This is a genomic window from Hydrogenophaga sp. FW305-3-2-15-A-LB1 (assembly GCF_058787875.1).
Genome location: NZ_JBYTAE010000037.1, coordinates 15,647 through 33,891, shown reverse-complemented (window position 1 = coordinate 33,891; position 18,245 = coordinate 15,647). Strand labels below are relative to the sequence as shown.

The 18,245-nt window shown below is 68.8% G+C and carries 16 protein-coding genes and 1 riboswitch; of the genes, 7 read left to right on the top strand and 9 right to left on the bottom strand.

Features of this window, described 5'->3' with window-relative positions:
• Positions 1-101: 101 nt before the first annotated feature.
• Positions 102-1,712, bottom strand: coding sequence for a sigma-54 interaction domain-containing protein (locus AC3WPZ_RS13150; RefSeq protein ID WP_492439976.1), 1,611 nt, complete (start codon positions 1,710-1,712; stop codon positions 102-104).
• Between the two features lie 67 nt (positions 1,713-1,779).
• Positions 1,780-1,876: riboswitch (S-adenosyl-L-homocysteine riboswitch) on the top strand.
• A gap of 84 nt (positions 1,877-1,960) precedes the next feature.
• Here AC3WPZ_RS13150 and metH point away from each other — a divergent pair.
• From metH to AC3WPZ_RS13135, 3 genes are all read left to right on the top strand, one after another.
• Positions 1,961-4,657 carry a methionine synthase gene (gene metH / locus AC3WPZ_RS13145; RefSeq protein ID WP_492440003.1) on the top strand — a complete coding sequence of 899 codons (2,697 nt, stop codon included), beginning with the start codon at positions 1,961-1,963 and terminating at the stop codon, positions 4,655-4,657.
• A 12-nt stretch (positions 4,658-4,669) separates the two neighbouring features.
• Positions 4,670-4,894 carry a hypothetical protein gene (locus tag AC3WPZ_RS13140; protein ID WP_492439974.1) on the top strand — a complete coding sequence of 75 codons (225 nt, stop codon included), beginning with the start codon at positions 4,670-4,672 and terminating at the stop codon, positions 4,892-4,894.
• Positions 4,895-5,012: 118 nt separating this feature from the next.
• Positions 5,013-5,411, top strand: a complete 399-nt coding sequence (locus AC3WPZ_RS13135) for a DoxX family protein (RefSeq protein WP_291120091.1) — start codon at positions 5,013-5,015, stop codon at positions 5,409-5,411.
• Between the two features lie 23 nt (positions 5,412-5,434).
• Here the strand turns inward: AC3WPZ_RS13135 and AC3WPZ_RS13130 are convergent, their stop codons facing one another.
• The gene (locus AC3WPZ_RS13130) at positions 5,435-5,842 is read right to left on the bottom strand and encodes a hypothetical protein (protein ID WP_492439972.1); all 408 of its coding nucleotides are present in this window, start codon (positions 5,840-5,842) and stop codon (positions 5,435-5,437) included.
• A 129-nt stretch (positions 5,843-5,971) separates the two neighbouring features.
• Between AC3WPZ_RS13130 and AC3WPZ_RS13125 the strand changes: the two genes are divergently transcribed.
• Complete coding sequence (locus AC3WPZ_RS13125; protein ID WP_492439970.1) at positions 5,972-6,241, top strand: helix-turn-helix transcriptional regulator; 270 nt, start codon at positions 5,972-5,974, stop codon at positions 6,239-6,241.
• A 17-nt stretch (positions 6,242-6,258) separates the two neighbouring features.
• Here AC3WPZ_RS13125 and AC3WPZ_RS13120 read toward each other — a convergent pair whose 3' ends face one another.
• Positions 6,259-7,698, bottom strand: coding sequence for an NAD-dependent succinate-semialdehyde dehydrogenase (locus AC3WPZ_RS13120; RefSeq protein ID WP_492439968.1), 1,440 nt, complete (start codon positions 7,696-7,698; stop codon positions 6,259-6,261).
• A gap of 155 nt (positions 7,699-7,853) precedes the next feature.
• Between AC3WPZ_RS13120 and AC3WPZ_RS13115 the strand changes: the two genes are divergently transcribed.
• Entirely contained in the window at positions 7,854-8,765 is a 912-nt protein-coding gene (locus AC3WPZ_RS13115; RefSeq protein WP_382322731.1) for a LysR family transcriptional regulator, read from the top strand.
• A gap of 15 nt (positions 8,766-8,780) precedes the next feature.
• Here the strand turns inward: AC3WPZ_RS13115 and AC3WPZ_RS13110 are convergent, their stop codons facing one another.
• From AC3WPZ_RS13110 to pobA, 6 genes are all read right to left on the bottom strand, one after another.
• Positions 8,781-9,857 carry a porin gene (locus AC3WPZ_RS13110; RefSeq protein ID WP_492439966.1) on the bottom strand — a complete coding sequence of 359 codons (1,077 nt, stop codon included), beginning with the start codon at positions 9,855-9,857 and terminating at the stop codon, positions 8,781-8,783.
• 65 nt (positions 9,858-9,922) lie between these two features.
• The gene (locus AC3WPZ_RS13105; protein WP_492439964.1) at positions 9,923-13,138 is read right to left on the bottom strand and encodes a 4Fe-4S dicluster domain-containing protein; all 3,216 of its coding nucleotides are present in this window, start codon (positions 13,136-13,138) and stop codon (positions 9,923-9,925) included.
• Between the two features lie 6 nt (positions 13,139-13,144).
• The gene (locus tag AC3WPZ_RS13100) at positions 13,145-14,155 is read right to left on the bottom strand and encodes a Bug family tripartite tricarboxylate transporter substrate binding protein (protein WP_444687861.1); all 1,011 of its coding nucleotides are present in this window, start codon (positions 14,153-14,155) and stop codon (positions 13,145-13,147) included.
• Between the two features lie 50 nt (positions 14,156-14,205).
• Positions 14,206-15,069 (bottom strand): class III extradiol dioxygenase subunit beta, encoded by an 864-nt coding sequence (locus AC3WPZ_RS13095; RefSeq protein WP_444687862.1) that lies wholly within the window; start codon positions 15,067-15,069, stop codon positions 14,206-14,208.
• The gene (gene ligA, locus AC3WPZ_RS13090; protein WP_382163377.1) at positions 15,062-15,475 is read right to left on the bottom strand and encodes a protocatechuate 4,5-dioxygenase subunit alpha; all 414 of its coding nucleotides are present in this window, start codon (positions 15,473-15,475) and stop codon (positions 15,062-15,064) included. The genes AC3WPZ_RS13095 and ligA overlap by 8 nt, the downstream gene beginning before the upstream one ends.
• On the bottom strand, positions 15,475-16,653 hold the full coding sequence (pobA, locus tag AC3WPZ_RS13085; RefSeq protein ID WP_492439961.1) for a 4-hydroxybenzoate 3-monooxygenase: 1,179 nt from the start codon (positions 16,651-16,653) through the stop codon (positions 15,475-15,477). Before pobA ends, ligA begins: the two co-directional genes overlap by 1 nt.
• 135 nt (positions 16,654-16,788) lie before the next feature.
• Between pobA and AC3WPZ_RS13080 the strand changes: the two genes are divergently transcribed.
• Together AC3WPZ_RS13080 and AC3WPZ_RS13075 are read left to right on the top strand one after the other, a co-directional pair.
• On the top strand, positions 16,789-17,091 hold the full coding sequence (locus tag AC3WPZ_RS13080) for a hypothetical protein (RefSeq protein WP_382163373.1): 303 nt from the start codon (positions 16,789-16,791) through the stop codon (positions 17,089-17,091).
• A 137-nt stretch (positions 17,092-17,228) separates the two neighbouring features.
• Entirely contained in the window at positions 17,229-18,233 is a 1,005-nt protein-coding gene (locus tag AC3WPZ_RS13075) for a dihydrodipicolinate synthase family protein (RefSeq protein WP_382163372.1), read from the top strand.
• Positions 18,234-18,245 lie beyond the last annotated feature (12 nt).

Sequence of the window (18,245 nt, the reverse complement as noted above, 5' to 3'; positions counted from 1 at the left end):
TTGTTTTAGTTGAATTTTGTGCTATCAAAAGCACAGCGATAGCACCGGCGCCAAGTGCCTTTGGCCTTCAATGTGTCGACACAATGTCGACACATTGCGCCTCAGGTGTCGTCCCCCCTTCGGGGGGAAGGCGCCGAAGGCGGCGCAGGGGGGAGCTTCTTCATCCTGTAGGCGAACTGGCGCAGCGTGAGGCCCAGGCTTTGCGCCGCGCGCGACTGGTTGCCCTGGTGCCGGGCCAGCGCCTCGCGCAGGGCCTGGGCGCTGTGCGACTGCGCGCTCTGGTAGTCGCGCACCAGCGGTTCGGTCTCCCCGGTGGGGGCCGCCGCGCCCTGGGCCTGGGGCATGAAGCGCTCCAGCGTGGCGGCCGTCACCAGGGTGTGGTCGGCCAGCAGCACCAGGCGCTCGATCAGGTTGCCCAGCTCGCGGATGTTGCCCGGCCAGTCGTGCGCCTCCAGCCGCGCCAGCGCGTCGGGCGCGAGGTTCACGTTGCGCTGGTGCGCCTGGTTGGCGCGGTTCACGAAGTGCAGGGCCAGCGCGCGCACGTCCTCGCCGCGCTCGCGCAGGCTGGGCAGGCGGATCGGGATCACGTTGAGCCGGTAATACAGGTCCTGCCGGAAGCGCCCGGCCTGCACCTCGCGCGCGAGCTCGCGGTTGGTGGCCGCCACCAGGCGCACGTTCACCTTGAGTTCGCGCGTGCCGCCCAGGCGAACCAGCGTGCCCTCCTGCAGCGTGCGCAGCAGCTTGGACTGCATGGCCAGCGGCAGCTCGCCGATCTCGTCGAGGAAGATGGTGCCGCCGTGGGCCTGCTCGAACCAGCCCGCGCGCGCGGTGTTCGCGCCGGTGAAGGCGCCGCGCTCGTAACCGAACAGCTCGGACTCGAACAGCGTTTCGGGAATCGCCGAGCAGTTGACCTTGATGAAGGGCTGGTCGTGCCGGCCGCTGGCCAGGTGCACCGCGCGCGCGAACAGCTCCTTGCCGGTGCCCGACTCGCCCAGCAGCAGCACCGTGGCCTGCGACTGCGACACGCGCTCGAGCTCGCCCAGCGCTTGCAGCAGCGCGGGCGAGCGGCCGATCAGGCCGTAGCGGGCGCTCGCGCTGTCCAGCGCGCGGGCCAGGGCCGCGTTGCGCGCCAGCAGCTGGCGCGTCTGCTCGGCCACCAGCTGTTCCAGCCGCAGCAGCTGCCCGGCCAGCGTGGCCAGGATGCGCAACACGGCCAGGTCGTCGTTCAGGTGGCGCTGGCGGCTGCGGATGCGGTGGCAGGCCAGCACGCCGATGGTGGCGCCGTTGACCTCGATCGGCAGCGCGATGAAGGCCACGGTCTGCGGCGGCAGGCGCTCGCGCGGCACCGTGCGGAACAGGAACAGCGGTTCGGCGTCCACGTCCTGCACGATGGCCGGCAGGCCGGTGGCCAGCACGCGCCCGGTGATGCCCTCGCCCCAGCGGAACACGCCGCGCTGCACCTCCTCGGCCGTGAGGCCGTAGGCGTGGCGCACCGAGGCCGTGCGCTCTTCGCCCGGCGCGGCCTCGCCGGCCAGCACCATGCGGCCCCGGTTCAGGCCCAGCAATTCGCTCATCAGGTGCAGCATCTCGCGCAGCACGAAGGCCGGCGCCAGGCTGCGGCCCACCAGCTTCATCACCTCGCGCATGAGCAGCAGCTCCTGGGCGTGCCAGTCGGTTGCGGGGCTGTCGGGGTCGCTGGGGCTGGAAGGCATGGGCGCGGGGCAAGCAAACATCGCACCAATGGCGGGCGAAGCCCTCCCTGGCGAGCTAAAATCGCCGCTTCTCAAGGAGCGTTGCAGCGCCGGCGGGCTTTTCGGCCCCCACCGTGCGTCAGGCTTGAGTGGGCGCGAACAGGCCCAAACGGCGCTCACCGGTCTGTTTTTCGCAAACTGCCTTGGTGAGCCTCATGTCCTCCGAATCCGCTTCCCCGTCGTCGTCGTCGTCCACCCCCGTGCCGCCCATGCTGCTCTCCGGCCTGGAGCCGCTGCGCATCGAGCCGGGCAGCCTGTTCGTCAACGTGGGCGAGCGCACCAACGTCACCGGCTCCAAGGCCTTCGCCCGCATGATCCTCGAGGGGCGCTTCGAAGACGCCCTGGCCGTGGCGCGCCAGCAGGTGGAGAACGGCGCCCAGATCATCGACGTCAACATGGACGAGGCCATGCTCGACAGCAAGGCCGCCATGGTGCGTTTCCTCAACCTGATCGCCGGCGAGCCCGACATCGCGCGCGTGCCGGTGATGGTGGACTCCTCCAAATGGGAGGTGATCGAGGCCGGCCTGCGCTGCGTGCAGGGCAAGGGCGTCGTCAACTCCATCTCCATGAAGGAAGGCCTGGACGAGTTCAAGCGCCAGGCGCGCCTGGTCAAGCGCTACGGCGCGGCCGCCGTGGTCATGGCCTTCGACGAAAAGGGCCAGGCCGACACCTACGAACGCAAGGTCGAGATCTGCGAACGCGCCTACCGCGTGCTGGTCGATGAGGTGGGCTTCCCGCCCGAAGACATCATCTTCGACCCCAACATCTTCGCCATCGCCACCGGCATCGAGGAACACAACAACTACGCGGTGGACTTCATCAACGCCACGCGCTGGATCAAGCAGCACCTGCCGGGCGCCAAGGTCAGCGGCGGCGTGTCCAACGTGTCGTTCAGCTTCCGCGGCAACGACCCGGTGCGCGAGGCCATCCACACCGTGTTCCTGTACCACGCGATCCAGGCCGGCATGGACATGGGCATCGTCAACGCCGGCATGGTGGGCGTGTACGACGAGCTCGAGCCCGAGCTGCGCGAGCGCGTGGAAGACGTGGTGCTCAACCGCCGGCCCGATGCGGGCGAGCGCCTGGTGGAGGTGGCCGAGAGCGCCAAGGGCTCGGCCAAGGACGACAGCAAGAAGAACGAATGGCGCGCGCTGCCGATCCGCGAGCGGCTGAGCCACGCGCTGGTGCGCGGCATCAACGACTTCATCACCGAAGACACCGAAGAGATGTGGCGCGAGATCGAGGCCGGCGGCGGCCGCCCGCTCAACGTGATCGAAGGCCCGCTGATGGACGGCATGAACGTGGTCGGCGACCTGTTCGGCCAGGGCAAGATGTTCCTGCCGCAGGTGGTGAAGAGCGCGCGCGTGATGAAGCAGGCCGTGGCGCACCTGCTGCCCTACATCGAGGCCGAGAAACTGGCCCTGCAGGCGGCCGGCGGCGACGTGAAGCCCAAGGGCAAGATCGTGATCGCCACCGTCAAGGGCGACGTGCACGACATCGGCAAGAACATCGTCACCGTCGTGCTCCAGTGCAACAACTACGAGGTCGTGAACATGGGCGTGATGGTGCCCTGCCACGAGATCCTGGCCATGGCCAAGGCCGAGGGCGCCGACATCGTGGGCCTCTCGGGCCTGATCACGCCCAGCCTGGAAGAGATGCAGTACGTGGCCGGTGAGATGCAGAAGGACGAACACTTCCGCGGCCGGGGCATCCCGCTGCTGATCGGTGGCGCCACCACCAGCCGCGTGCACACCGCGGTGAAGATCGCGCCGCATTACGACGGCCCGGTGGTCTACGTGCCCGACGCCTCGCGCAGCGTGAGCGTGGCGCAGGGCCTGCTGTCCGACCAGGCCGCGGCCTACATCGCCGAGGTCAATGCCGACTACGAGCGCGTGCGCACCCAGCATGCCAACAAGAAGCAGGTGCCGCTGTGGCCGCTGGAGCGCGCGCGCCTGAACAAGACGCCGATCGACTGGAAGGCCTACACGCCGCAGAAGCCCAAGTTCATCGGCAAGCGCGTGTTCAAGAACTTCGACCTGCACGAGATCGCCAAGTACATCGACTGGGCCCCGTTCTTCCAGACCTGGGACCTCGCCGGCCCCTTCCCCGAGATCCTGAAGGACGAGGTGGTGGGCGAAGAAGCGCGGCGCGTGTTCAGCGACGGCAAGCGCATGCTGCAGCGCCTCATTGAAGGCCGCTGGCTCAGCGCCAGCGCGGTGGTGGGCCTGTACCCGGCCAACAGCGTGCACGACGACGACATTGAGCTCTACACCGACGAGAGCCGCCGCGAAGTCGCGTTGACCTGGCACGGCCTGCGCCAACAGGCCGAGAAGCACGAGATCGACGGCGTGATGCGCCCCAGCCGCTGCCTGGCCGATTTCGTCGCGCCCCAGGGCGAGGCCAACGACTACGTGGGCATGTTCGCCGTGACCGCCGGCCTGGGGGTGGAGAAGAAGGAAAAGCAGTTCCTCGACGACCTCGACGACTACTCCGCCATCATGCTCAAGGCCCTGGCCGACCGCATGGCCGAGGCGCTGGCCGAGTGCATGCACCACCGCGTGCGCACCGACCTCTGGGGCTACGCGGCCGACGAGGCGCTGAGCAACGAAGAGCTGATCAAGGAAAAGTACCAGGGCATCCGCCCCGCGCCGGGCTACCCCGCCTGCCCGGACCACTCCGTCAAGCGCGCGATGTTCGACGTGCTGCAGTGCGAGGACATCGGCATGGGCCTGACCGAGAGTCTGGCCATGACCCCGGCGGCCAGCGTGAGCGGCTTCTACCTCGCCCACCCGCAGAGCACCTACTTCAACGTCGGCAAGATCGGCGACGACCAGGTGGACGACCTGGCCGAGCGCAGCGCCGTGGCGCGCAACGAGCTGCAGCGCTGGCTCGCGCCGAACCTGTGAGGACGGAGAACGATGACGTCGAAGAACCCACTGCCCAACGACGATCTGCTTTGGAAAGGCGTGTTGCTCGCCGCCATTGGCCTGATCGTGCTGATCGCACCCCACCGCCTCCAGTCGCCGGCGCTGCGGGACATCGTCGCGGGCTCGGCGGGCCTGGGCTGGCTGGCGCTGGTGTTGGGCGCCGGGTGCCTGGCGGTGTGGGGATGGCGCGGGTACAGGCATTGGAAGCGCCAGTAGGTCACCGACCTTGTCACCGGGCGTTGCGGCGGCGCGTGCCGGGAACCTCCTCATGCGGCGGCGGCTCTGCCTTCCGTACATCCCCTTTTTGATGTTGGCTTCTTAAAACCTTTTCACCATGAACCTGCTCAACAACCTTTTCAACCACCCCCGGCTCGGCGTCATCCTGTTGCGCTGGACGCTCGCGCTCCTGATGGTGCTGCACGGCTGGGCCAAGATCACCGGCGGCGTGGGCGGCATCGAAGGCATGCTGGTCGCCAAGGGCCTGCCCGGCTTCCTCGCCTATGGCGTGTACCTGGGCGAGTTCGTGGCGCCGCTGTTCCTGCTCGCGGGCGTGTGGGTGGTGCCGGCGGCCCTGGTCATCGCGATCAACATGGCCTTCGCCGTGGGCCTGGCGCACATGGGCCACTGGTTCGATCTCACCAACACCGGCGGCTGGCGCCTGGAACTGCAGGCCTTCTTCTTCGTGACCGCGCTGGTGGTGGCCTTCACGCACCGCATCGGCCCGAACAAGTGAGGTTGGCGGGGCACCAAGCCCCATCACAGGTCTGACGAGATCCGCTGCTGTGCGTTGAACTGCAGGATCAGTTCCTGGGCAGTTTGCAGCAGCGCTTCCTCTTCCAGGGAGAGGGCGCACAGCGAGCCCTCATCGCTCGCCGCCAGCAACATCCTGGTCAATGCCACGGCGCAGAGAATGCGCATTGCCTGAGGCGATTCCTTGCGCATGAACGCCATGACCAGCACAGTGGTCGTCAGGGCCCAGCCCTGGAGGCGTCCATCGGACAATCCCGGCAGGTCGTTGAATGCGAGTTCAATGACCTGCCGGGCCAGGGTCGCTGGGCGACCCAGAGAAACACCCATGTTGCGGCACAGTTCAAACTGCGTTTGAATGGCCGCTTCGGCCTTGCGCCTTCGGAACACTTCCGGCGCTCCTGAAAAAAAGCCCATACACATCTCCTTGCGGCTGCACGCGAGTTCTTCTGGAATTCGCGTGCAGCAACTGACATTGCGGTATGCGCATCATAATGTGACTTAAAGGAGGCTGACTCAAACACGTCACAGCCAGAGACTTGAGCGATGTCTCGTTCATCGGCCAGCGCTCCCCCAACCCTCATTTCGGCCCGAGAGGCCCTGGCCCTGAACATGATCCGGCTGCGCGCCGAGCGGGGCTGGTCCCAGGAAGACCTGGCCCATGAGGCCGGGTTGCACCGCACGTTCATCGGCCACGTGGAACGGCAGGCGCGCAACATTTCACTGGACAACGTGGAGCGCATTGCCCACGTGTTCGGCCTGCGGGCGCATCAGTTGCTGGCGCCGGTGGCCAGGCCCAGGAACCCGGGTTCCTAGGCCTTCGCATCGAGCGATCAGACGTTCATGATCGCCACGGCGCGCGAGTTCAGGTAGGCCTCCATGGCCTCCGGACCGCCTTCGGAGCCGTAGCCCGAATCCTTGATGCCGCCGAACGGCATTTCCGCCGAGGGCATCGCGGGCATGTTGACCCACAGCATGCCCACTTCCACCCGGCGCGCGAGCAGGTCGGCGTTTTTCAGCGAGCGCGTGAAGGCGTAACCGGCCAGGCCGTAGGGCAGGCGGTTGGCTTCGGCGATGGCTTCGTCCAGGGTGTTGAAGCTGCGCACGGCGGCCATGGGGCCGAAGGGCTCGTCGTTGAACACGCGGGCTTCGAGTGGCACGTCGGTGAGGATGGTGGGCCGCCAGAAGTTGCCTTCGTCGCCGATGCGCTCGCCGCCGGTGGCCAGCGTGGCGCCGCGCTCCACGGCGTCCTTGGTGAACTCGGCCATGGCCGTGACGCGGCGCGGGTTGGCCAGCGGGCCCATCTGCGTGCCCTCGGCCGAGCCGTCGCCCACCGCGAGGCCGGCCGCGTGCTTGACCAGCGCGGCCGAGAACTCCTTGGCGATGCTCTCGTGCACCAGGAAACGCGTGGGCGAGATGCAGACCTGGCCCGCGTTGCGGAACTTGGCGCCGCCCGCGGTCTTCACGGCCAGGGCCACGTCGGCGTCTTCCGCCACGATCACCGGCGCGTGCCCGCCCAGCTCCATGGTCACGCGCTTCATGTGCTGGCCGGCCATGGCCGCGAGTTGTTTGCCCACCGGCGTGGAGCCGGTGAAGGTGATCTTGCGGATGACCGGGTGCGCGATCAGGTAGCTGGAGATCTCGGACGGCGTGCCGTAGACCAGGCCGAGCACGCCCGCGGGCAGGCCGGCGTCGGCGAAGGCGCGCACCAGTTCGGCCGGCGCGGCCGGGGTTTCTTCGGGCGCCTTGACGATCATGGAGCAGCCCGTGGCCAGCGCCGCCGCGAGCTTGCGCACGACCTGGTTGATGGGGAAGTTCCAGGGCGTGAACGCGGCCACCGGGCCGACCGGGTCTTTCAGCACCATCTGGCGCAGGGCCAGGTTGCCGCGCGAGGGCACGATGCGGCCGTAGACGCGCAGGCCTTCGTCGGCGAACCACTCCAGGATGTCGGCGGCGGCCATGGCCTCGCCCTTGGCCTCGGCCAGCGGCTTGCCCTGCTCCTGCGTGAGCAGGCGGGCGATGGCGCCGGCGCGCTCGCGCATCAGGCCGGCGGCCGCGCGCATCACCTTGGCGCGCTCGATGGCCGGCGTGTCGCGCCAGGTTTCGAAGCCCTTCTGCGCGGCGGCCAGGGCCAGGTCCAGATCGGCCTGGCGCGCGTGCGCCACGCGCCCGATTTCCTTGCCGGTCGCCGGGTTGAACACGGCCAGCGTCTCGCCCGCTTGGGCATCGCGCCATTGGCCTTGGATGAAGAGTTGGGTGTTGGGGTACGTCAAGGAAGTCTCCTGAAGCGGTGAAAGCGGCGGTGAAAGCGGAACCTTAACAGCAGTCGAATGGCCGCGCGGGCACGGTGGCATGCGGGAAATCTCGAGCCTTATCGCGTGCGCTTGTCCGCGATAATTCCCGGGCCGCTTCCTGCGGTGATCACGACATGACACTTCAGCAGCTGCGAACTTTCCTGGCCATTGTCGAGTTTGGCAGCTTTCGCAGAGCCGCGCGAGAGCTCGATGTGTCCCAGGCGGGCTTGACCACCAGCATCCAGGCGCTTGAAAACGAGCTGAAGCTGAGGCTGATCGTGCGATCGACCCACGGGATCACCTTGACGGCGGAAGGCCGGCAGATCTACGAGCGCGCGCAGATCGTCGATCGCGAGTCGCGCCAGATCCTCAGCGACGCCGATCGCCTGCGTGGCAAGAGCGGCGGTCATCTCAGCATTGGCCTGGGCCCCACGCCGACCGCGACCCTGTTGCACCACGTGGTGCCGGACTTCCACAAGCGTTTTCCCGACGTGCGGCTGAACCTGACCAGCGGGGTGTACGAGCACCTGGAGTCCGCCTTGCAACAGGGCAAAGTGGAACTCGCGATCACGGCGGTGCCTGGCGAAGGCGTGTCACCCAACCTGACGAGCGTGGAGCTGTTCCGCAGCGATCTGGCCGTGATCGCCCGGGAAGACCACCCGCTGGCGGGCGCCGATTCCATCCGCGAGCTGCTCGAGACCGAATGGGTGCTGCTGGGCTCGCCGGGCGGCCCGGGTGGCACGGTGACGCAGTACCACATCGAGCACGGGTTGCCGGCGCCCCTCATCGCGGCCACGTGCGAGTCCCTGACCCAGCTGGCGGCCCTGGTGCGCGGCACCGACTGGATGGCCGTCATCCCGGCCGTGATGATCGACCGCGGTCTCATGGGCGACGGACTCGCGACCCTCAAGCTGCGGGAGGCGGTGCCGCGCTATGTCAACAGCGTGGTCTACCGCCGCGAGCCCCCGCTCTCGCCAGCGGCCCAGGCCTTCGTCGCCATGTGCCGCTCGTGCGCGCGCGCGCTGGCCCTGGGGGTCAGGCCCTGAGCCTTTCCGCCCGGGTCAGAAGACGTGGCGCATGCCGATCTGGACCCCTCGGACGTCCGCGCCCGCGGCCGGGCTGCCGCCCGCGTCGGCGCGGCTGGGCCACAGGCCGAACGCGGCCGCACCGTCGTTGCGCTGGTGGGCGACGCTCACGTACACCGAGGTGCGCCGGGACAGGGGTTGCAGGTACTGCACCGCCCACAGGCGCGCGTCCGAGCCGGCGGCGTCGTCGACGTTGCGCACCTGGTAGGTGGCGTTGATTTCACCCGGCCCCACCGGCACCTTGACGCCGACGGAGCCGCCGCGCATGCCGAACGAGCCATCGACATCGGACTTGATCAGGTAGCCGTACAGCTTCGCCACCCGGAAGTCGTAGCTCGCGCCCAGGCTGACCGTGTCGGTGGAGACCGAGGCCCGCCCGGGCTGGCCCGCCGAGGCGCCGGTGGTGTTCAGGCGGTCGTAGACGGCGCCGACGTACAGCGCGCCCTGGGCGTATTCCAGGGCATAGCTGGCGGGATGGCCAAACGGTGAGGCGCCCTCGTTGGTCGCGACCATCACGCGGCCCACGAAGCCGCCGACGGTGGGCGAGGTGTACTGGATCGCGTTGTTGTATTGAACCGGATAGCCCAGGTTGCCCGCCGCACCCCCGCGCTGGAACAGCGTCTGCATGGCACCCATGCTCGAGCGCTGGAACGGGTCGATGCGCAGCGACATCGCGATGCTGGGCGTGAACTGGCTGCCCAGGGCCAGGCTGCCCAGCGTGGCGTGGCGCAGGCCCACCACGGTTTCGCGGTTGAAGGCCTGCGTGGGGCTGGACAGGGTGCCGGTGTCGGCGTTGAAGCCCTGCTCCAGCTTGAAGAAGGCCTGATGCCCACCGCCCAGATCCTCCGTGCCGCGCACGCCCCAGCGCGAGGTGTCGCTGGACAGCAGCGTGTGGCGGCGGGCGGCCGTCACGGCCGTGCCGGACATGCGCACGGCGTTGACGGACACGTCCAGGCGCCCATACAGCTGGACCGACGATGTGCCGCCCGGGGCCTGGGCGAACGCGAGGGGCGGCACGAGCAGGCACGCGCCGATCACACTCTTCTTCTTCATGTTGTCTCCTTCCGTGGGAAGCGCTCGGGGCGAGCGCGAATGGCAGCGCCTGGCGGCGCCGCCGGTTACAGATCCAGCACGACCTCCGCATCCGCCTCGGCGGCGCGGGAGCAGCACAGCACCATCCTGGTTTTCCGTTGTTCCTTGCTCAGCACGAAGTCGCGGTGGTCCACCTCGCCTTCGACGTAGGGAACGGCGCACACACCGCACAGGCCGTCGCTGCACTTGACGTCCACCTGCAGCCCGCAGGCGGCGAGCGCCTGGACCGCCGATTGCTCGGCGGTCACGGGAATGGTCCGGGCGGAGCGCGCCAGGCGCAGCACGAAGGGGTGGCGCTCGCGCGCGGGGGCCTCCGGCACCGAGAAGTACTCCCGGTGCAGGCTCTCCTCGGGCCAGCCGAATCCGCTGGCGGTGTCGAACACCGCGTCCATGAAGGCCGAGGGGCCGCAGGTGTACAGGTGGCTGTCCGGCACCGGATCGCGCAGGACGTCCGCGATGTCGAGCCGGCGTTCGTCGCTGAAGTGGAAGTGCACCCGGCTGGCCCAGGGCATGGCCTCGAGTTCCGGAATGAACGCGGCCTGGGCCCGTGTCCTGGACTTGTAGTAGAGGTCGAAGTCGGCGCCCATCGCGTGCAGCTCGTGCGCCATCGCGATCAGCGGGGTGACGCCGATGCCGCCGGCCATGAGCACGTGCCGCCGGGCCGAGGGCACGATGGGGAAGTGGTTGCGCGGCCGCGAGATCACCACCGGCGTGTCCTGCCGCAGCATCTGGTGGATCTTGAGCGAGCCCCCCCGGCCCTGGTCCTCGCGCAGGATGCCCAGCAGGTAGTGCCCGCGCTCGGCGGGGTTGCCCGCCAGGCTGAACTGCCGGATGTACTCCGGCGTGACGGTGACGTCGACGTGGGCGCCGGCCGCCCAGGCGGGCAGGGGCTGGCCGTCTTTCGACACGATCTCGAACAGGTCGATCTTGCCGTCGGCCGAGCTCTGCCAGCGGCGGCCGATGCGCGCGACGATCACGGGCGGCGCCTCGACCAGCGGGCGCAGGGGCGGAACGAGGTTGTCGGTGTCGCCGTCCTTGATGCGCTGCTGGTGTTGCTGGGGGCTGAGCAGCTGCCGGTACGCCTCGATGCCGGCCTCGCGGTCCAGGGGACTGGGCATCGGCAGGGGCAGGGGGGCCAGCGGCGCGGGGTAGGCCGCCAGCGTCTGGTCTTCGTGCTTCAACCGGATGTGCTTGTTCAGGCCGCGCGTGTTGACCTCCTGGGCCTGCACGATCCGGCCGGTGCCATCGTTCGTGATGTCCCACCACCACTTTTTCCTGGCGTTGATGCCACCCCGTCCGAGGGCATCGTCCAGCCGCGCGAGCCATTGGGCCGCGACCGGCATGTGGATGGCCGCCCACCGGAAGGGTTTCTCCTGCACCAGCCCGGGCAGGTTCCAGGGGCAGGCCTTCATGCAGCGGCCGCACATGGCGCCGCCCAGGTTGGTCATCCGGTAGCGCGTGCATTTCTCGACGTCGGCTTTCCAGATCTCGTAGCCGTTGAACATCACCTTCGGACCCGCCGAGATCGCGCCCGATGGGCACTCGCGCGCGCACTTGTTGCAGGAGTCGCAGAAGTTCTGCAGGCCGAAGTCGATGGGTTTGTCGGGCTGGACCGGAAAGTCCGTGGTCATGACGCCGGTCTTGCTGCGCGGGCCCAGGAACGGGTTGAGGATCGTCTCGCCGATCCGGCTGACCTCGCCCAGGCCGGCCAGCAGCACCAGCGGGGTCTGGATGACGTCGCTGTCGGCCGCCGAATGGGCCGTGGCGCTGAAGCCGAGGTTGCGCAGGTGGTCGCCGAGGACCCCGCACACCAGGCCCGCGCGCATGTAGGTGCGCATCGATTGGGCGCTGGAGATCCAGTCGTCGCCCGAGGCGCCTTCCATGGTTTCGTAGCCCTGGTCGATCATCACGGTGGCCGCGAAGGGGTGGGCCACCGGCATTTCGGTGCCGTCCTGCCGGTGCGAGTACCAGACCCACGCCGGCGCGCGGGAAAGGCCCGCCAGGTCCGCGCCGAGGAAGTGCAGCGTCGCCTTCACCAGGTCCGCGTTGTGCGCCGGATCGCTGTAGGGGGCCTGCTCGGCCGCCGGCTCGCCCCGCTGCAGCACCGAGTACACGTTCAGCGCCAGGCGCAGCGCCGCGGCCAGGGGCGCCTTGGCGACCGAATAACCGTCCTTGGACATGTCCTGCGTGGTCTTGCCCAGGTCGCCGAACGCGGCCCGCAGGAAGAACTCGCTGCTCTTGGGCACGCGCGGGATGCGGGCTTCGTCGATGTAGGTGGTGGTCTCGTCGACCCGCTTGAGCGTCTCGACCGGGTAGCGGCTGTCCCGGTAGTGGCGGCCCTGGAAGTCGATCGCATTGGAGGCGTTCTTCGGGCTCGCCGAGCCGATCCACCAGCTCGGGCCCTGGGCATGGAAGCGTTCGGCGAGCGAGGGTGGCGCCAGGGCCTGGTCGGGCTCGAGCGCCAGGTTGGTGGTGACCACGGCCAGGCCGAAACGGTCGCCGATGAAGGGGTTGACGACGGTGTCGCCTTCCCGCCGCGCCAACCCGCTGGACACCGCCAGGCGCAGGAGGTTCACGTTGGTGGTGGTGGCGGTGTGGCTGCGTGCTTCGTAGCCGAGGATGCGCAGGTAGTTGGCCAGGACCGCCGCCGTCTCGGCCGCGCGCAGCGCGGCGCGCCAGGCCTGCATGCCGACGATCCAGTCCGAACCGGGCTCGTCCTTCGAGGGGTCGCGGGGGTGCTCGACCATCAGGACCAGCGCGTGCGTGTGGTGCTCGATGCCCGACTCGCACAAGGCCATCGAACGCTTCATCTGGCGCAGCACGGCGTTGGGGTTGAAGCGCAGCCGCAGCTTGGTTTCCGACTGCTCGTAGGTCGCGGTGCGGAAGTCCGGGTGTTCCACCGGTTGCGCCAGCAGATCACCGGCATCCAGACGGCACACGCCCGCGATCGAGGTGTCCAGAAAGTAGGCGGCGGACTTGAGGTGTTCGGCCCGCTCGCGCGGGCTCGAGGGAATCTCCGCCTCGGTCGGGTTGCGGTCGCCTTCGCGCACCTGGTCGAGCGCGCACATGAAGCGGCTGATGGAGGACGCGAGCGTGGAACGGGGCCCGGGTTCGCGCGGTGGGCGCAGCACGCCGGTCTCGCGAATGTGGTCCAGGTCGGGCGCGGCGGCCCGGCGGCTCAGCCGCTCGCTGGGGTAGGCGCCCAGGTGCACGGGCCGTTCGTCATGGGAGAAGAGGCGCATGGCGGTTTACTCTTTGATGCCGCGGGCTTTGACGATGGCGCCGTAGCGCTCGCTGTCGCGCCGGATCTGCGCCCCGAAGTCCGCGGGGGTCATGGGCGTGGCTTCCGCGCCCAGGGCGCGGATCTGTTGCGCCACCGCTGCCGAGGCCAGCAGCTTGTTGATCTCGGCGTTCATCCGGGCCACGATCGCCGCGGAGGTGCCGGCGGGGGCGTAGACGCCGTGCGTGGTGCCCGCATCGAAGCCCGCCAGGCCCTGCTCCTGGATGGTGGGCGTGGCCGGGAACAGCGGTGAGCGTTTGGTGGTGCCGACCGCCAGCAGGTGAAGCCGGCCCGCGCGGATGTGTTCGAGCGCGATGCCGGGGTCGAAGGCGAACTGCACGACACCGCCCAGCAGGTCCTGCAGCGCGGGCGACGAGCCCCGGTAGGGCACGTGCTCGGCCCGGATGCCGGCCTGCTCCTTGAGCATCTCGGCCGCCACGTGCGGCGCGCTGCCGTTGCCCGGGGTCGCGTAGGACAGCTTGCCGGGGTGGGCCTTGGCGTAGGCCAGGAAGCCCTGGAAGTCGTTGAAGCCCAGGCGCGCATCCGACACCAGGAACAGTTCGATCCGGGCCGCCGCGGCCACCGGCATCAGGTCCTTGTCCGGCTGGATCGGCAGGCGCGGCAGGGTGTGCACGGAAATCGACATCGCGCTGCCGGAGGTCACCAGGAAGGTGTGGCCGTCGTTGGGCGCGCGCGCGACGGCCTCGGCGGCGATCATGCCGGTCACGCCCGACTTGTTCTCCACCACCACGGGTTGGCGCAGCGCCTCCGTCAGCCCCGGCACCAGGGCCCGCGCGATCACGTCCGGGGAACTGCCGGGCGGAAAGCCGACGATCAGGCGGATCGGTTTGCTTGGCCAGTCGGCGGGCGTGTTGGCGCTGGCGGCATGGGCGCCCGGGAGCAGCGCGGCGCAGACCGCCAGGCGGCCGATCCAGGTCGAGAGTCGAGAGCGGTGTGGCCGTGGGGATGTCGTTGTCATGTCGTCTCCTGGTGGGGTGAGGGGGCGCGATCCGATGCGTGGCCGGATCGTCAGGTGGTGGTGTGAAGCGGGGGGTCCACGTCCTCGAGCACGAGCAGCCCGTAGGCCGTGTTCGACGCCGGGACGTGATAGAAGCGGTGCACCACGTCGACCTCGGCTTGCAGGGCCCCGCGCATGACGAGCCACATCACGCACTCCAGCCCTTCCGAGCCGGCTTCGCGCAGGAGTTCGAGGTGGTCCTTTTGAGCGACCTGCTCGGGCGTGGCGACAAAATCGTCCAGCCAGGCGTTGTCGAATTCGGCGTTGATCAGGCCGGCCCGTTCGCCCTGCAGCTGGTGCGAGAGGCCGCCGGTGCCGATCACGGCCACGCGCACGTCGGCGGGGTAGGCCTCGATGGCTTTGCGGATCGCCTGGCCCAGCTTCAGGCAGCGCCGGCCCGTGGGGGGCGGGTACTGGATGACGTTCACGCACAGCGGGATCACCTGGCAGGGCCAGGACGTCGGCTGGCCGAACAGCACGGAGAGCGGCACCGTCAGGCCGTGGTCCACCGTCATCTCGGAAACCACCGTGATGTCGAACTCGTCCAGGATCAGCGATTCGGCCAGGTGCCAGGACAGTTCGGGCGCACCCTGGACCACCGGCACCGGACGGGGGCCGTAGCCCTCGTCGTGCGGCTGGTAGCGCTCGGCCACCCCCAGCGCGAACGTGGGCGTGAGCGCCAGGGAAAAGCAGGACGCGTGGTCGTTGTAGACGACGATGCAGACGTCCGGCTTCGCGCGCGCGATCCAGTCCCTGGCCGCCTGCATGCCGTCGAACACCGGCTTCCAGTACGGCTCCTGCGTCTTGCCGCCATCGACCGCGGCGCCGATCGCGGGCACGTGCGAGGTGCCCACGCCACCAATCACCTTAGCCATGGGCCGCCTCCCGGTTCTGTTGCCGGCTGCGAAGGCCCGCGACCGCGCGGCCGCCGCCCACCATCATTCGCCGGAAGTCCTCGACCGTCGTCGGCGTGGCCGACATGGCGGCCCCGACGTGCTGCATGCTCAGGCCGTCGAAGATGGCCAGCTTGAAGGTGTAGTAGATGTTGCCGCCCAGGCGCAGCAGGGCCAGCCAGTCGCGCTGGAGCACGGCCTCGCGCTGGGCCTCTGTCATCGGGTAGCGGGCCAGGCAGCCCTGCGGGTCGGCGCGGAAGGCGTCGCGGTGGTCCGCGATGTCCAGCGATTTGCAGAACATGTTGAGCCCGTAGCCCATGCGCTGATGGGTGCCGTCGAACACGTAGGTGCCCGGGATGTCGTGGTAGTCGCGTGTCTGGGGTGTCATCAGGTGTGTTCCAAAGGGAGGCCGGCGTACTGTTCGGCAAGGGCCACTTGCGCGCTGGGAGAGGACTTCAGGAAATCCAGCTCGTACTCCTGCGCGCGCTGGTCGAAGGCGGTCGAGGAGGGGAAGCGGTGCAGCAGGTTGGTCAGGTACCAGGACGTGCGCACGGAGTGCCACACGCGCCGCAGCGCCGTCTCGCTGTAGCTGGCCAGCAGGTCCGGGCTGCCGGTGCGGTAGCGGTGATCGAGCGCGCGGCTCAGGTAGTGCACGTCCGAGAAGGCGAGGTTGAGGCCCTTGGCGCCCGTGGGCGGCACGATGTGCGCCGCGTCGCCGGCGAGGAAGAGCCGGCCGTAACTCATGGGTTCGGCCACGTAGCTGCGCAGCGGCGCGATGGACTTCTCGATCGAAGGCCCCTCCACGATCGAGGCGGCCATGCCGGCCGGAAAACGCGCCTTGAGTTCGGACCAGAAGCGCGCGTCCGGCCAGTCCTCGATGTTGGTGTCCAGCGGCACCTGGATGTAGTAGCGGCTCAGCGTCGGGCTGCGCATGGACGCGAGCGCGAAACCGCGCGGGTGGTTGGCGTACACGATGTCCGGCAACGGGGGGTGCGGCGTGAGGATGCCCAGCCAGCCGAACGGGTAGATCTTCTCGAACTCCTTCAGCACGTCGGCCGGGATCGCGCGGCGGGACACGCCATGGAAGCCATCGCAGCCGGCGATGTAGTCGCACTCGATGGTGACGCGGCGGCCATCGAGCTCCAGGCTGACGCTGGGCGCATCGGTGTCGACACCGTGCAGCGCGACCTCGCCCGCGTTGAAGATCACGCGGGCGTTGCGCCGGTCGGCCGCCGCGAACAGGTCTTCCTGGATGCTGGTCTGGCCGTAGGCGACGAAGCGCTTGCCCACGTGCTTGTGCACGTCGATGAAGAACTCGCTGCGGCCGGCCCACACGATCTTCATGCCGTCGTGCGCATGGCCTTCCTGGTCCATGCGCGCCGAGAGGCCGTACTGGCGCAGCATGTCCACGGTGGTCTGCTCCAGCACGCCGGCGCGGATGCGCGCCTGGACGTAGTCGCGGCTCTGGCGTTCCACGACGACGCTGTCGATGCCGTGGTGGTGAAGGATTTCCGAAAGCAGCATGCCCGCCGGGCCTGCCCCGACGATGGCGACTTGGGTTTTCATGGTGATGTGCAAAAAGGCGCTGGTTGAGTGGGGCGGATCGTAGGAAGACCCCCCGCCCGCAACAAGTCAGCGCGGTGCTATAGCGATCGCTTCGAGCGATCACCTGAAACGCGCACGCGGAACCACAATGCCGGCATGAGCAGAAGCAGAGCGGCCGTGCGGGCCATGAAGCAACAGGCCGCGTGCGCCGGGGCGAATCCACAGCGCGCGCAGGAGGCCCTGATGGCGCTGCTGGAGCGCAGCATCCGCTTTCGCCATCGGAGGTTGGCGGTGTTGCGCCTGTGCGATGCCATGGAGTCCGGTGCACCGGTGCCCGAGGCGCAGTGGCGCTACTGCCTCGAGGCCATGCCGTGGGACGACCTCGCGTTGCGGGCGCGGCTGGAACGGGCCGCCCGCCGCCGGACGGCCGACCCCTCCTGGATTGTTCAATCTTCCTGATGAGTTGTTCAAAATCTTCCGCTTGATGCAGGGACGGGCTGGGGCTGTAATTCCCGCTCGGAACCGTTCTTGGCATGGGTCGGGCAAGAGATCTCGTGCGTGGACACCGCCATTTCAATGCCCTCAGGAGACCTCACATGCCCATGTCCGACGACGACCGGAAAAAACTGTCCCACCGCCTCTACACCGCCATGGTCCTTCCGTTGAAGGACGACGAGATCGACGAGCCCGGGCTGCGCCGGCTGGTGCGCTACTACGCGGACCACCGCTTCGCCCAGGTCGGCGGCCTGATCGCGAACCCCGAAGCGGGCGAGGTCTCGTACCTGAGCCGCGAGGAGAAGCGCCGCGTGCTGGAGATCGTGATGGAGGAAGCCGGCGGCCGGCTGCCGGTGCTGGCCGGCACCTTCGGCTGGACGACCAAGGACGCCGTGCAGGCGGCGCAGGACGCCAAGGAATTCGGCGTGGACGGCATCTTCGTCATCCCGCCCGCCGGTTCCATGGACGTGTCGGTGGCCTGGGACGCGGCCCGCTACCCCGAGGTGTGGCTGGACCAGATCCGCCTGCAGCAGGAGGCGGTGGACCTGCCCATCTTCGCGCACCCGATCTCCAACGCCACACCGCAGTGGGGGCTGGGCCTGCCGCTGGAGGCCACGCTGGCGATCTGCCGCGCCGTGCCCAATGTGATGGGCTGGAAGATGACCTATTCGCCCCAGGGCGCCCGGGTGATCGCCCGCGCGCTGCGTGAGCACCTGCCCAACGTGGCGGTCCTGCCGTCCAGCGCCCACCTCTTCCACGACTACCTGGCCTCCGGCTGGCAGTTCGACGGCGCCATCAGCGGCTCCTTCAACTACGCGATGGAGCCCATGCTGGCGCACATCGAGGCCTTCGAGCGGCTCGATCTGAAGGCCGCGCGCGAGATCTGGAACGGCGGCATGGCGCAGCTGCACGAATACGTGTATTCGGAGCCGGGCCGACTGCACGTGCGCTACAAGATCGCCACCTGGCTGCGCGGCCTGATCGATTCGCCCCTGATGCGCGCGCCCATGCCGCGCCCCCGCCCCGAAGAGATTCGCACGCTGGCCCGGCTGATGTCCGCCTGCGGCCTGGACGTGGTGCGCAGCGAAGCCGAACAATCCATCTGACCCGAGGGCCCT

Bases quoted from the DNA above. Each gene is read 5' to 3' on its own strand.
- AC3WPZ_RS13095 (WP_444687862.1), bottom strand. From the start codon at position 15,069: ATGGCTAAGGTGATTGGTGGCGTGGGCACCTCGCACGTGCCCGCGATC.
- AC3WPZ_RS13105 (WP_492439964.1), bottom strand. From the start codon at position 13,138: ATGCGCCTCTTCTCCCATGACGAACGGCCCGTGCACCTGGGCGCCTAC.
- AC3WPZ_RS13135 (WP_291120091.1), top strand. From the start codon at position 5,013: ATGAACCTGCTCAACAACCTTTTCAACCACCCCCGGCTCGGCGTCATC.
- AC3WPZ_RS13100 (WP_444687861.1), bottom strand. From the start codon at position 14,155: ATGACAACGACATCCCCACGGCCACACCGCTCTCGACTCTCGACCTGG.
- AC3WPZ_RS13125 (WP_492439970.1), top strand. From the start codon at position 5,972: ATGTCTCGTTCATCGGCCAGCGCTCCCCCAACCCTCATTTCGGCCCGA.
- metH (WP_492440003.1), top strand. From the start codon at position 1,961: ATGCTGCTCTCCGGCCTGGAGCCGCTGCGCATCGAGCCGGGCAGCCTG.
- AC3WPZ_RS13075 (WP_382163372.1), top strand. From the start codon at position 17,229: ATGCCCATGTCCGACGACGACCGGAAAAAACTGTCCCACCGCCTCTAC.
- ligA (WP_382163377.1), bottom strand. From the start codon at position 15,475: ATGACACCCCAGACACGCGACTACCACGACATCCCGGGCACCTACGTG.
- AC3WPZ_RS13080 (WP_382163373.1), top strand. From the start codon at position 16,789: ATGAGCAGAAGCAGAGCGGCCGTGCGGGCCATGAAGCAACAGGCCGCG.
- AC3WPZ_RS13150 (WP_492439976.1), bottom strand. From the start codon at position 1,712: ATGCCTTCCAGCCCCAGCGACCCCGACAGCCCCGCAACCGACTGGCAC.
- AC3WPZ_RS13110 (WP_492439966.1), bottom strand. From the start codon at position 9,857: ATGAAGAAGAAGAGTGTGATCGGCGCGTGCCTGCTCGTGCCGCCCCTC.
- AC3WPZ_RS13130 (WP_492439972.1), bottom strand. From the start codon at position 5,842: ATGGGCTTTTTTTCAGGAGCGCCGGAAGTGTTCCGAAGGCGCAAGGCC.
- AC3WPZ_RS13115 (WP_382322731.1), top strand. From the start codon at position 7,854: ATGACACTTCAGCAGCTGCGAACTTTCCTGGCCATTGTCGAGTTTGGC.
- AC3WPZ_RS13140 (WP_492439974.1), top strand. From the start codon at position 4,670: ATGACGTCGAAGAACCCACTGCCCAACGACGATCTGCTTTGGAAAGGC.
- pobA (WP_492439961.1), bottom strand. From the start codon at position 16,653: ATGAAAACCCAAGTCGCCATCGTCGGGGCAGGCCCGGCGGGCATGCTG.